Below are 13637 nucleotides of genomic sequence, written 5' to 3'. Positions count from 1 at the left end.
ACTACCATAACCGTATAAAACACCAATTGAAGCAATCTCATTATAATTCGCACCGATTATATCGTGCTTTCTATCTCCAATCATAACAATTTCTTCTTTATTAAGTTCTTCTTTATTAAGTTCTTCATTTGTTTGTAAAATATGAGCAATGATTTCTTCTTTTTTTATTCTTGTACCATCTAAATTACTTCCAATGATACCTTCGAAATAATTTGTTAGTTGAAAATGCTCTATAACTTGTTCAGCAAATATAGTAGGCTTTGAAGTTGCTATAAATAAACGATTTCCAGTATCTTTTAATTGTTTTAAAAGATTTGGAATACCCTCGTAAACATTATTCTCCAACAATCCACGTTGCTTTAAATATTCTCTGAAATAAAAAACAGCTCGTTCAACTTCTCCTTCATTCATATTATATCTCTCTACAAATGATTGCTGGATGGGTGGACCAATAAATGAATCTAACTCGCTTATATGTAATTCTTCAATGCCAACCTTTTTTAATGCATACAATACTGAATTGACAATCCCTTCTTTCGGATCCGTCAATGTTCCATCTAAATCAAATAAATATGTTGTGTACACGTTTCAATCCCCCACTCATTTTACTTTACAAGTAACCTATAACAGCTTTTCCTATTACCTCTTTTATTATAATACTATCATTATCTTTTTTTCTGAAAAATTACTTTTCCTATGTCACATACTTTCAGTTACAAAAAAAGATACATATGGTAAAGTGAAAAAGTTACAATTATTTTAATAGAAACTGGTGAAACAAATGTCAATTACGTTAATTTTTATAATGGCTTTCACAATTATTATCCATGCGGTTGAAACTAGCTCTTATAGTATTCGATTAGCTGGTGTACGTTTAAAAAAGATTGCCGTTGCCTTATCCGTCGTAGGAATGGTACTGCTTATTTCTAGAACATCTAACTTACTACAAGCCTTTTTAATCGGTGGTATTGTCGATGAAGCAAAACTAGATTCTTCTATTGATTTAGAGCATATTATACGTCTCGTTCTATTATCTGCTTCTATCGGTACATTACTTGCAATTATACTGTATCCAACTTTGACAAAACTATTTGGATACGTCATTCAAAATTTTGAAACAGATGGTTCATTCATTCGAATGATGAAGACGAATAACATTCAAAAGTTAAAGTACACAAAAAAATATGTACGGTTTCCAAAGTTAGAAATGATTCATAGACTACGCATTGGTGGTATTCCAAAACGTATTATGCTTATTAATATGTTTGCTACTGCTATTTATACAGCAGGTGTTCTTTCTGCCCTTTACGCTTCTTTTCTAAATCCAGATTATGCAACAAACGCAAGTACAGCTTCTGGTCTTGTAAATGGTTTTGCTACAATTTTATTAACCGTACTACTCGATCCACGCATCGCTCTTTTAACAGAACGTGCTTTACAATCAGAGAATGGTGCTGAGTCTATGAGTAAAATGTACGGTTGGCTAATGATTTCTAGACTTTTCGGTACATTATTAGCACAACTACTATTTGTACCAGGTGCTTACTGGATTTTATGGATTATTGAACTAATACATTAATTTACTAGAAAGGTGAATATATCAATGAATATCCAAACAGAGCAACATATCATTCGCTTAATAGAAAACGACGAATGGATGATGAACGTATTACAATTAGCAAAATCACTTGAGCTACCTGATTGGTGGATTTGTGCCGGATTTATTCGTTCTAAAATTTGGGATACTTTACATAACTATGAAGCTAAAACGACTATGCCTGATGTTGATGTGATTTATTATGATAGTCTACATAAAGATGAGATATACGAACAATCATTAGAAACGAAATTAATGAATATGGATGCTACTATTCCTTGGTCTGTAAAGAATCAAGCTCGTATGCATGTAGTAAATAATATGCCACCGTATTCTTCTTCTGTTGATGCTATTTCTAAATTCCCTGAAACAGCAACGTCTTTAGGAGTTACATTAGACGAAAAAAACAATGTTATATTAACAGCTCCGTGCGGGATAGAAGATGTACTTTCCTTACAAGTGAGACCAACAGCTCATTTTCTTGAATCGAAAGAACGATTACATATGTACAAAAACAGAGTTATGAAAAAGAATTGGCAAAGTAAATGGCCTAACGTCACAATTACATATCCAGAAATTTAGAAAGGATGCTTCTCATTTATAGAAGCACCCTTTTCTTCATTTCAAAAAATGTATGACTGTTTCTGCGAATCTATCTGCTTCCTCATAATAAGGTGAATGACCGCTCTCTTCAAATACAATATACTTGCCGTTTCGAGCATCTTTATTAAATATTTCAATTTGTTTTTCACACGTTATTACATCATGTTTTCCTACAATTAATAACATTGGATTTTGTACATCTTTTATTTTTCGTAATAATGAAGTATGAAATGCTCCTTCTAATTTTAATTTATCAAAATGAATCTTGGAGCGATTTGAAAATTCTTCCCACTCTTCATCACTATATAAACTCTCGTCTGTCACATCTTCCTTATAATTGTAAAGTTCCATTCTTTTTTCTTCTAATTCATCACTTAATCTTATATAAGCTTCTAACAACTCTTCTGAACTCGCATTGCTAGATGAATAAGCAAAAGACTCTTCTGCTACTTCTTCTTTTCCATACTTTTTTAATAAATACCCTGTCTTTTGCAACAAAGCCCTGCTTGTTAATGCAAAATCAAAAGTTGGCCCTTCAAATATTATTTTCTCAATTGAACTTGGATATATCGACGCATATAGCAATGCTACATATCCACCGAAAGAGTGTCCAATTATAGACCACTTTTCAATTTGTAATGATTTTCTTAATTCCTCACAGTCTTCAATCAAATCATTTAATCCAAAAGCTTCGTCTTCAGTAATTTCTTCTGAGCGACAAACCCCTCTTTGATCTATCATAATTACATATAAAGAATTTTTTAAACGTTCTGCTTGATGAAATGAAAAATCATAACAACTTTCTCCTGGTCCACCATGCAAGTATAGAACTGGTTTATTTTTAGGATTTCCATGTGTTTCAACGTATAGCTTTTTCCCTCTAATATGCATGTATTCCCCTGTTTCTATCAAATTCGCCTTTATGATCATCACCTTCTTTTTTTACTGAATATTATAACATCTGCTGTTAAATAATCCCTATTACATTTAAAAAGACGATGATGATTGCAAGTGGTGCTACAAATCGAAGTAAAAACGCCCAACAAGTAAATACTTTCTTTCCATAATTACCACCTACAAAAAACTCTGCTTCTAGCACCTTCTTTTCCATTTTAAATGAAACAAAAATACTAATGAATAGTGCACCAAGTGGCATTAATATATTGCTAGATAAAAAGTCTACTGCATCAAAAATATTCTTTCCGAAAATCGTAATGTCACTCCATACTCCAAATGATAACGCTGATGGTATACCTACTAAGAAAATGCAGAAACCGATCATCCATGATAACTTTGTTCTTCTTTCTTGTTCGCCATTTGCTACTGCTGAAACAACTGTCTCTAATAGTGAAAATGCCGATGTTAATGTCGCAAATGTAAATAGTGCAAGGAATACTGTTAAGAAAAACCCACCAAATGGAATTTGACTAAATACTGATGGTAATACGATAAATAGTAATCCAGGCCCTTCTGTTGGTTCCATTCCTAATGAAAATACAGCTGGAAAAATAGCAAGACCCGCAAATAATGAAACAAATAAATTCAACCCAACGATTGTTATTGCTGATTTTGGTAAACTTTCTTTTTTATTTAAATAGGAACTATATGTGACCATTATCGAAATCCCGATACTAATCGCAAAGAATGATTGACCCATTGCGAACAAAATACTTTCTGAAGTAATCTTTGAAAAATCTGGTTGTAAGAAAAACTTCACACCTTTCATTGCATTATCAAGTGTTAATGAACGAACAATAAGAGCGACAAATAAAACGAACAACGCTGGCAACATATATTTACTTGCCTTTTCAATTCCGTTTTGTACACCTTTTGATACGACCCAAATCGTAATGAACATAAAAGCGAAATGTCCCATAATTGCCCAAGCCGGATTTCCAATTGTTTCAGTAAATAATGCACCGTAATTTTGTCCTGGAGTAATAAGTTGTCCCGTTACTCCTCTGAATAAATAAATGAATACCCATCCACCTACAACACTATAAAACGAAAGTAATATAAAACACGTTCCAACACCAAGGCGTCCAATCCAGTGCCATCCTGTATTTGGTGCAATACTTTTAAATGCGCCAACTGCTTGTTTCTGCGTACTGCGTCCAATCATAAATTCAGCTATAAGTAGTGGTAATCCAATTAATACAGTAAATAATATAAAGATTAAAAAGAATGCTCCTCCCCCGCTCTTCCCGGCGATATAAGGAAACTTCCATATCGCGCCAAGTCCAATTGCCGATCCTGCTGCTGCCATTATAAACCCTAATTTCGAAGTCCATTGCTCCGTTTGTTTCATCTTATTTTCCTCCTAATTAAATCTTTTTATATAAATAAACAAATTTTATAGACCAATTCAAATAAACCCTCCATTTCTATTTCTATAAAATAAAAAATGGCTTAGCGTCTCTATATAAAGAGACGCTAAGCCATTTGCTTAACGCGGTACCACTCTTATTGATTCCATTATGAATCCACCTTAGTAGTAATCGTTTGATTACAAACCTAATATCGAAGGTTAACCGTTAAGATTTACTAAGAATGTGATTCCGTTCCACCTTACTGCTCCTAGGCGAGTTCAGGATGTCATTTGACTATGTCACACCAACCCATAGCTCTCTGTACAAATATACGACCTTACTACTCCTATTCAACACATTTTAATATTTAGAATATATTTTCTTTTGAAATTAATATGAAGTATATCGGTTATATTTGTAACTGTCAAGGGATATATTAAAATTTGTTGAGAAACCTTTTTATGATCCTCCGTCATCATCATCACTATCAGCAGTACCTTCTTCTGGATCATCTTTATCTTGTTGTTACGATGACTCTTTTTGTTGAATAACGTTAGTTACCGCTGTAGTAGGCGACTCCACCTGTTATTGGATGTACTCTTACATCAACCGTTAAATCGTACTTTACGATGACTTCAAAACATAATACAACCCTTAATTTTTACAATAATTTTTTCTCTAGTAATGTCGTACACTGTACAAAGCCACTACAATCTATAAATTTTAACACTTAATACACTTATAAAATTATACGTTTACCAACTTATTTCTACACTAAAATGCAAAAAAGCACTTGTTGCCATAATTGACAATCAAGTGCTTTAAGTTCATATGTTTTTAAGTAGCGGAAATTTATAAGTTTTGTAGTAACAGTATGACACCCTTTACATGTCATGATAACTACTACGTTAAAACTTACGAGTTTGTACGAGTTCGTTAGCTTCATGCTCACTCCATGTGTTTATATTCACCGCCATGTAAAATGTCATTTCGCCTAAGCTCGTACCTCGTTTTCTATTCTATCATTGCACACCGTACTCCATGATGGTACAACCATCATGAAGTATGTATTTTCAAACACCTTATATCTATAACTCTAGTAGAGATCATTTTTGTGTATTAATATATTCTCTAATTAGTTTCACATCACTTTCTCTCTTTGCATCAGGGGAAATTCCTAATTTTTTATACTTCCATATAATTAATCTCTCATAATGATTATAATTATTTTATTTATCTAATAAAGTATAATCAAATTCAATATCAAACTTACCAGTAGCATATAACTCAAATGTTAAATTAGTCCAAGGTTCCTGCTTATTTCTTTTAAATTCTTCCCATAACTCTCTAAAGAGGCTGTCAAGAAGATTTAATTGACGATTAGTCTCTTCTTCATCAATCCCTTCCATATCTTCAATATCTAAACTGTATATTGGCTCCTGCTTATTTTTTGGATAGTAGAAAAATACCGTCGAATCACTATATTCCTCAACTTCTGAATATACCATTACTTTTTCCCATGGTTCTGGAATAATATTGTTTAACTGTATAGCTACTTTTTGATAAATACTTTCCAAGTTCTCTGTATTCATTTACTTTCCTCCATATACATTTTTCAAACTAGCTTTAAATTTTTCTCCATCAATTCTATATTTTATGTTAAAGCTAACAGGCCTCACAGAATTCCCTTCATATACAGGTCTAATATCAACTATAACTTCCCGCTTATCTCTTAAAGCTTTTGCCCAAGCAGATTCCAATTTTTTATAAGCACTTACATTAACATTCCCATTCATTGCAACTATGTTATCAATTAGCGGAGATCCATTAAATTGCGTACCGATTAAATGTCCACCATAATCGCCTTGAGTACTAGGAGCTTTGACTCGGTCTTCTCCTCCAGCAGCTAGCTGCTGCTTACTATTATTACGTTCTCCCATCTCTAACGTTAATTCTCCAGAAGCTCTCTCAATTCTTCCTAGTTCATCTGTTTGATATAGATATCCATTCGTTTCATATTTTACATTAGGTTTCAATTTAAATTCATCTAAAAAGTGACTACCATCTTTAACTACATCATCAACAGCCTTACTAGTATTACCCGTACCCTATGTTGTAATCTTAAACTCTCACAATAAAAAAACAAACCATGTAAAACCTTATTAAACTACTTCTTTTTCCTCTACTACCGGCAACTCATAAACTGTTTTATATTTCATCATGCCATATACAATGTTTACAAGTCTTCTCATAATACATACCAATGCTTGTCCTTTTGTTTTCCTCACTTTTACGTTCTAAAAATGATAAAGCTGGATTTACTTCTTTCACCACTCGTTCATGATCTACTAAATACTTCGCTAACGCTCTTCCATAACCACCAACATCTTCTAAACCAAATACAACTGATAATCCATCACTCACATATGTCTCTACTTCTAATAAAAACTTCGAAAATGCAGATGGTTTATTCTCAAATTGTATTTCTCCTAGTTTCTCTTGCCAACAATTAATAATAACAGCCGTATGCTGCTCCTTATGTAAATCTACTCCTACATACAAATAGTTCTGCCTATTATGCATAACTCATCCCTCTATTCAATGATTTAGTCATATATAAAAATGTCGGCAACCTTAGTTCGAGCATTCATCTTCCGATGCGCATAGGTACGCAAGCCTATCCATTTTTCATCACTCTAGTAGTATGTATAGTAAAATGAGCTAATTTTTTAAGTGAGTTTATAAAATAATTGCTGGATGTTTCCCATTTGCCTGTATTTGACCATATGTGTATATCCCTCGATAAAAACTCTCTCGGTCTAACATGCGTTTCACTTGTACTTTCGTAAATTGTTTTCCTTTCTCCGTACGATAACCCTCTACATTCAGTCGTTCTGCCAATTGAGAGAGTGACCAATGCCTAAAAAAGTATCGTAACTCAAATAGTCTACGCACAACCACCGCTTTCTCCGCATCTACTTCTAATACTTTCTGTCCTTTGTTTGCCCTGTAACCAAACATCACACCGCCACCTGCATATCCACCTTGTTCCGCTTTCTTCTTTCTACCTCGACTTAGCTTTAATGCAATCTCAAGACGTTGATATTGATCTAGTAGTTCTAACATGCCATTTACTAAAAAGTCATTCGGGTCATGTGTGTATATACTGTAATTTGGTTGTTCAATTGCTTTCACATCTACCTTGTATTTCTTTAGCTCTCGTTGTATTAACACTTTTGCCGTATCAGAGCGCCATAACCGAGATGTATTTAGTACAATCACGTGGCTCACTTGATGATATGTCATATCTGACAATAATTCTTGTAAACCTTCACGTTCAACTGTTAATCCATCTTCATCTACTGTCGCTCCACTAATTCCTTTATCTTCGTATATGTGAAGCAGTTGTAGTTCATTTTCAATGCAGTACCGTTCAATTTCTTCTACTTGATATGTTAAGCTGTACCCTTCACGTACTTGCCCTTCTGTTGAAACTCGTACATAACCAACTACTTTCTCTTCCATATTGAGTCCTCTCCCGTTACAGTAATTACAATCCATGTAACGTTTACCCGTTTTTTTTGCGGATAACGTGTGCATAACGTCCATCCGTTAAAACGTACTTTACGATGACTTCAAAAAGTAACACAACCCTTTATTTTTTCCTCTACTATCGTCGTACCCTGTTCACAACCATTACAATCTATAAAAATTTAATACTTAGCACACTTATAAAATTATAATGTGTCTACTTATTTCTATCCTAAAACGCAAAAAAGCACTTGTTTCCTTTAATTGACAATCAAGTGCTTTAAGTTCATATGTTTTTAAGTAGCATAAATTTGTAAGTTTTATAGTAACAGTATGACACCTTTTATATGTCGTGACAACTACTATGTTAAAACTTACGAGTTTGTACGAGTTCGTTAATTTAATGTCCATTCCATGTCTTTATATTCGTCGCACAGTAAAATGTTTTCTCACCTAAGCTCGTACTTCGTTTTCTATTCTATCATTGCACATTGTACCCTATGATGGTCCAACCATCATGAAGTACGTACTTTCTAACAGCCTATTCTTTTTCTTTCCACTGCAAATATACTTTATTTTTTACTCATCTACATATATGCTTAACCTCTTAAATTATTTATTATAAACTATTCATCCCACTCCTCATATACAACTGATCCTTTATAAATTAAAATTAAATTTAACTTCATCTATATCTCCATCGTACTCAAAATCATATAATCTAATAAAAGAATCATAGATTCTGCCAATTCTTCTCCATAGTGTTACAATAGGTATTATCTAAAATAAAAGAGACTACCTTTAAGTAATCTCTTGGTCTACAATGATTTATTCTTTCTATTTATTCAATCGGTCCCATAAACTGCGTAATTAAATAAATATGCTCAATCAATTTAACTTTTTGCAGATTCTCTACTTTTTCTGCCCCTCCTAATCCAAGAAGAGGAACGTAACCAAAACACTCATTATAAGTTGGTATTCCGTAATTTTGGATAGCTACTGAATAAGGATTCCATTCCATGTCTTCTTCTAAATATTCTTCTTCCTCAAGAAACCTTAAAAACAGCTCAAATTTAGAAGCAATGACTTTTGATTTCCCTTTACGATAATTTAATTGAATAATATATGATTTATCACCATATTTCTCAAGCAAAAGGATATCCCCCATACTTGTTGTAAATAATGGTATTGTATTTTGGTGTCTAATATATGTTTCTTTGACAATTTCAAAATAATCTTCAGGATTAATTAACCTAAGAAATCCATTCAAGGTCGTTCCAAATCCATACTCTTTCCAAATATCAGTTAATGATTCAGGAAGTGTATTAGAATATTTTTCAATTATACTTTCAGGGACTTTTTGTTCCAGTTTAAATTCCTTCATTATTTTTAATTTATGCAATTTTTTTCCTCCTTTAATGTGTTAACTTGACATTCAAATAAGTATTTTTTAGTTGTTCTGATGTCATGTTTTTTGCTATTTCCTCGATTTGTTTATCAACAATTTTGATTCTAGTCCGCCATTGACTACCTATAGAGAAATTAACCCTCTTATCTCCCATCCCTCCTATTACTTCAGGTCTTCCACCCGCAACCTGATCTGGATTATGAAGTGCTGCTTGAGTTTTCATCCATTCATTCGCTTGCGTCTTTGCTTCTTTAAGTGTTAATCCTTGTTCAAATAACTCATCAATTTTATCTCTTAATGCTCTTTCTCTTGCTGCCTGCTGGTATGCATTTCCTTCTATTGCCCTACCTTTATCAATAAATCGATTTCGATTTTCCCGGTATTCATGTACGGTTAATTCATTCATACCTTTTTCTTGATCCTTTAACTGTCTTGCAAATTCTTCTGAATCGAATTTTGTTTTGTAGTTAAATTTCACTTCAATTTCTTTTATTCTAGGTATATCATTTAAATGCTTACCATTACCCGTACCCTTAACAACCTTACTCGCCATATACTGATAAGCCTCTTTCAGAGAATACTGTCCTCCTCCTGAGACATTTCCTACTCCAGCCATGGCGAAGCCTTTTCCCTCGCCTGGGATCCATTTGTACTCCATTAATGTTTTTACTGCGTGCTGGATCTTTTCATTCCCCTGCAAGAAGGTTGTTTTTACGGTTGTGGCACCTTTGTTCCATAGACTTCCGATTTTGTCGGCAAATCCTTTTGCTGTGGAGGCTACAAAGTTTACACCCTCTTTTACTTTGTGGCTGGCTGTTTTTATGCCATCGACAGCTGCTATTCCAGCTTTTCCAGCCACCATTGTTACGCCTTCGCCTAATTTTTTTCCCGCTTTTACAATCGTCTTCCCAAAACTAGAAGCGACATACTTTATTCCTTTTCCAGCAAGACTTGCCACTTTTCCAACAGGAACAAAGTTTAGGAGCGTCCATCCTGCGGCAATGAGTCTTTCTTTTGTTGATAATTCTTTTCCTGTAATAGGGTCTTTACCGGTAACTGCACGAATTGCATCATTTACTCCAATGAATTCAGCTGCTCCTTCTATTCCCTTTTCCCACCATGATTTTTCATTTTTCTTTTCTTTTTTATGGGCTTCTTTCAATTTTTCATTTTGTTTCTTTTGATATTCTTCATCAGCTTGACGAAACTTTTGAGCGATACGCCGTAATTCTTTTTCTGTAACTTGTAAGTTACGTATGTAAGATTCCATGAGTCTCATTGATCTCATATATTCCCCATAAAAATGTTGACTCGTTGCTCCTTGCCATTGCATTTGAATACTAAACATAGATTGATTGAGATTTTGTTGTATGGTCTGGCTGTGTGTTTGCATCTCTGATATGTTTTTGGCAATTTGTTCGAGTTGTTCAGGTTTGACCTTAATTTCCAAACCTTCTCCCACCTTCCTCTATTTTATACCAAAAAGAAATAGAACTGCATCAATTTTTACTTATTCCCTTTAGAAAAAATATCAAAGATACTGTTATCACAAATCGCTTCAATTTCTTCCTTTACAAATAATTTTTGAAATTTTGTTCCTGGGTTTAATATTACATTTGCCTCTAAATCTATCGTCTTTAATAATTCAACTGCATTCATAGAGACATACGGACATTCTTCTGGAATAACCATTTCTAAATGTTTCAAATCAGAATACAGTGGTAACATTAATCCTTCTTCCATTTCAAAATAATGAATTTGCAATTGTGTATTTTCAGTTGAAATCAAATTTCCTTCTTCATCTACAGTTGTATCGCCCTCTACCGAAGCAACAACGTACAAATTTGATTTCTGTAATATCTCATAAAAACGAACTCTTTTTTCTTTATTCTGTAAAGCCTCCACTAACGCCTCATCTAATGGACAAATTTCTAGTAAACTCATTGAATTTCACTCCTTATGCGAAATAATTTCGCCATCTTACTCAAGGTAAGATGGCGAATATTAAATCTAATTATTTTTTAACGTTCATAGATTTAATTGTTTCTACATTCTTTTTTGCTTGTTTCGTTATTTCTCCATTAATAGCATTTGCATACTTATCACGACTTAAAAATTCAAAACATTTATATGCATTATTCATGTCAGTTGCGGACATATATCCTGCACCTTTATTCGACATTTTTAGAGCTACCGTATTCATCCATTCTTTTGCATCTGCTTCTGGATATCCTAGTTCCATAGAGTGGTAAGTTAATTCAATTGCTGAAGCTAAATCTTCAATCGTATCTTTATTACCGCTTACCTTTGCAGCTTCAAATGTACTCAAATACTCAATTGCCGCTTTTACTCCATCTTTAATTCCTAATTCTTCGATACCTGGTGTTTTATATAAAATTTGATAATTGTTTAACGCTGATTTATATTGCGTTTTTTCTAACTGTTTTGCTTCTTTAATTACAAGACCAGCAACATTAGAAAATCCTGTTTTGTCAACAACACCGCGTGAAGCTGCTTGACCATAATAATGTAAAGCATTATAAAGGCTTGTTTGTCCTTCTTTATTTGCTTCATCACCTGCTAATTGCACAAGCTGAATTCCCTCCATTTTTTTTGATGCATTATCAATCATATTCATACCACTAATTTGGCCAATCGTTTTATCAATATCTTTTAACTGTGCAAGTAATGTGTATGATGGTAATAATGTTTTACCTACTTCACTTTGCCACCCTGTCTTTCCATTCATTTTATTCCATTCATTTTCTGTATCTGTCCATAATTTATTCGCATAATTAACCATTTCTTCTCTTGAACGTTCCAATGGGTGCTTTGTACGAATTGCATTTGCAATATTTAATACCGCTGTATAATATTCTCCATTATTTGCAGCATCGTTTGCTTTTCTTTCAAACATTAGCGGCATTAATAATTTATGAGATTCATCTTGAACAGATTTTTCTACTCTTGCCGTATTTGCTAATAAATTCGCTTTATTTATAGCATCTTCGACTTTGAAATTAGAATCTTTAATTTGTCCACGAAGTCCCTCTACAGCCGCACTAAATTGCTGTTCTAATTTTTCTTTTTGTTCTCCCGTTGCACCGTCAATATACTGATTTGCTAATAGTAAAGCATTTTCATATTGTGGATTCGCTGGATTTAAATATACATCAATTTGAGCAATTGCTTCTTCAGCCGGATCAGATTTCACTTTTTCTTTTTGATTACTTGAATCTACATTATTTATTTTATTGTTATTTGTGGCACCTTCAGTTATTGATTCTTTTAGATTTTTCTCACTTGATGTAGCTGTTGCCTCATTTTCACTTGCATTTTCTTCTTTAACTACTTTTCCTTCATTACTGCTAGGAACTTCTTTCACTGCTTTTTCTTCATTACTGCTAGTCTTTTCTTTTACAGGGCTTGCTTTTTCTTTTGTCTCAGTTGCAGACATCACTACTGATGTTTGGATATTAAGGTTCTGTAATTCTTCTTGTAATAGCTTGTTGAAAATATCTTCTACATCTTGATTCGCTTTTTCTACTAATGCAGGATCTACACTTTCAAATACTGATGTAACTAAATAAAATTTACTTAATGCTTGTTCTAAAGATGCTACATCTCCTGTATTTGACCACTCTCTTTTTTCTTTTATTGCTGTTTGATAAACTTTTTCTGCTACAGATTTAATATAATCTTTCTTATTTTCACTCATGTATCTTTGTAACTCTTCTTGTGTAGTAACCGATTCATTTAGTACATTCATTTGATTACGTAAATAAAATAGTGCTCTCTCATTTGAATATTCACCACTTGTAAGAATTTGTTCTACATTATCTAACGCTAACTTATGTTCAGCTATCGATTTTGATTTTGATGGTGTATTCAATTGGCTAACGAGCGTCCAGTCTTCTTTTTTACTATAGTAGCTTGTTAAATTATTTAATGCATTTTCATCCAGTTCTTTTTGACTCGTATAAAAATCATTAAAGAAAACAGATGAGTAGTATTTTCCATTTCCAGCGTACCACTCAACTAAAATATCACCCGTTTTTGGTGATACTGTAATTGTTGGGTGTGTTGGTTCTGGATCTGGATCTGGTTTTGGATCTGGTTTTGGATCTGGTTTTGGATCTGGTTTTGGATCTGGTTTTGGATCTGGTTTTGGATCTGGTTTTGGATCTGG

11 protein-coding genes, 2 pseudogenes and 1 other annotated feature are annotated in these 13637 nt (G+C 33.2%); of the genes and pseudogenes, 2 read left to right on the top strand and 11 right to left on the bottom strand.

Annotated features, from left to right (window positions below):
- The coding region (locus MR083_RS24220) for an HAD family hydrolase (RefSeq protein ID WP_242269954.1) at positions 1-585 on the bottom strand (585 nt) is incomplete at its 3' end.
- Between the two features lie 196 nt (positions 586-781).
- Here MR083_RS24220 and MR083_RS24215 point away from each other — a divergent pair.
- Together MR083_RS24215 and MR083_RS24210 are read left to right on the top strand one after the other, a co-directional pair.
- Positions 782-1579: a lipid II flippase Amj family protein gene (locus tag MR083_RS24215; RefSeq protein WP_000028910.1), complete on the top strand. Its 798-nt coding sequence runs from the start codon at positions 782-784 to the stop codon at positions 1577-1579.
- Positions 1580-1603: 24 nt separating this feature from the next.
- A complete protein-coding gene (locus MR083_RS24210; protein ID WP_242269953.1) occupies positions 1604-2179 on the top strand; it encodes a nucleotidyltransferase family protein in 576 nt (191 codons plus the stop codon).
- Between the two features lie 36 nt (positions 2180-2215).
- On the opposite strand, the gene MR083_RS24205 is transcribed toward MR083_RS24210, so the two are convergent.
- The 10 genes and pseudogenes from MR083_RS24205 to MR083_RS24160 all read right to left on the bottom strand — a co-directional run.
- Entirely contained in the window at positions 2216-3130 is a 915-nt protein-coding gene (locus MR083_RS24205) for an alpha/beta fold hydrolase (protein ID WP_242269952.1), read from the bottom strand.
- Positions 3131-3167: 37 nt separating this feature from the next.
- On the bottom strand, positions 3168-4508 hold the full coding sequence (locus tag MR083_RS24200) for a sodium-dependent transporter (protein WP_242269951.1): 1341 nt from the start codon (positions 4506-4508) through the stop codon (positions 3168-3170).
- Positions 4509-4623: 115 nt separating this feature from the next.
- Positions 4624-4872 (bottom strand) — a binding site (T-box leader).
- 743 nt (positions 4873-5615) lie between these two features.
- Positions 5616-6101: pseudogene (locus tag MR083_RS24195) on the bottom strand (immunity protein YezG family protein).
- Complete coding sequence (locus MR083_RS24190; protein ID WP_242269950.1) at positions 6102-6545, bottom strand: DNA/RNA non-specific endonuclease; 444 nt, start codon at positions 6543-6545, stop codon at positions 6102-6104.
- 247 nt (positions 6546-6792) lie between these two features.
- Positions 6793-7092: pseudogene (locus MR083_RS24185) on the bottom strand (IS110 family transposase); the annotation flags it as partial.
- Positions 7093-7248: 156 nt separating this feature from the next.
- Entirely contained in the window at positions 7249-8034 is a 786-nt protein-coding gene (locus MR083_RS24180) for a recombinase family protein (protein WP_242269949.1), read from the bottom strand.
- 847 nt (positions 8035-8881) lie between these two features.
- On the bottom strand, positions 8882-9424 hold the full coding sequence (locus MR083_RS24175) for a T6SS immunity protein Tdi1 domain-containing protein (RefSeq protein ID WP_029948785.1): 543 nt from the start codon (positions 9422-9424) through the stop codon (positions 8882-8884).
- A 31-nt stretch (positions 9425-9455) separates the two neighbouring features.
- Positions 9456-10898, bottom strand: a complete 1443-nt coding sequence (locus tag MR083_RS24170; RefSeq protein WP_242269948.1) for a WXG100 family type VII secretion target — start codon at positions 10896-10898, stop codon at positions 9456-9458.
- Positions 10899-10954: 56 nt separating this feature from the next.
- On the bottom strand, positions 10955-11392 hold the full coding sequence (locus MR083_RS24165; RefSeq protein WP_242269947.1) for an SseB family protein: 438 nt from the start codon (positions 11390-11392) through the stop codon (positions 10955-10957).
- Positions 11393-11462: 70 nt separating this feature from the next.
- A partial coding sequence (locus MR083_RS24160; protein WP_242269946.1) for a hypothetical protein occupies positions 11463-13637 on the bottom strand: 2175 nt, incomplete at its 5' end.

The sequence above is a fragment of the Bacillus cereus group sp. BfR-BA-01408 genome (assembly GCF_022663305.1).
In the GTDB taxonomy this organism is placed as follows: domain Bacteria; phylum Bacillota; class Bacilli; order Bacillales; family Bacillaceae_G; genus Bacillus_A; species Bacillus_A pacificus.
Note: the sequence above shows the minus strand (reverse complement) of the source record. Positions and strands in the feature narration are given on the sequence as shown.

What these genes read in the sequence shown, in the direction of transcription:
- MR083_RS24215 (WP_000028910.1), top strand. Translation starts at nt 782, where the DNA reads ATGTCAATTACGTTAATTTTTATAATGGCTTTCACAATTATTATCCAT.
- MR083_RS24210 (WP_242269953.1), top strand. Translation starts at nt 1,604, where the DNA reads ATGAATATCCAAACAGAGCAACATATCATTCGCTTAATAGAAAACGAC.
- MR083_RS24205 (WP_242269952.1), bottom strand. Translation starts at nt 3,130, where the DNA reads ATGATCATAAAGGCGAATTTGATAGAAACAGGGGAATACATGCATATT.
- MR083_RS24200 (WP_242269951.1), bottom strand. Translation starts at nt 4,508, where the DNA reads ATGAAACAAACGGAGCAATGGACTTCGAAATTAGGGTTTATAATGGCA.
- MR083_RS24180 (WP_242269949.1), bottom strand. Translation starts at nt 8,034, where the DNA reads ATGGAAGAGAAAGTAGTTGGTTATGTACGAGTTTCAACAGAAGGGCAA.
- MR083_RS24175 (WP_029948785.1), bottom strand. Translation starts at nt 9,424, where the DNA reads ATGAAGGAATTTAAACTGGAACAAAAAGTCCCTGAAAGTATAATTGAA.
- MR083_RS24165 (WP_242269947.1), bottom strand. Translation starts at nt 11,392, where the DNA reads ATGAGTTTACTAGAAATTTGTCCATTAGATGAGGCGTTAGTGGAGGCT.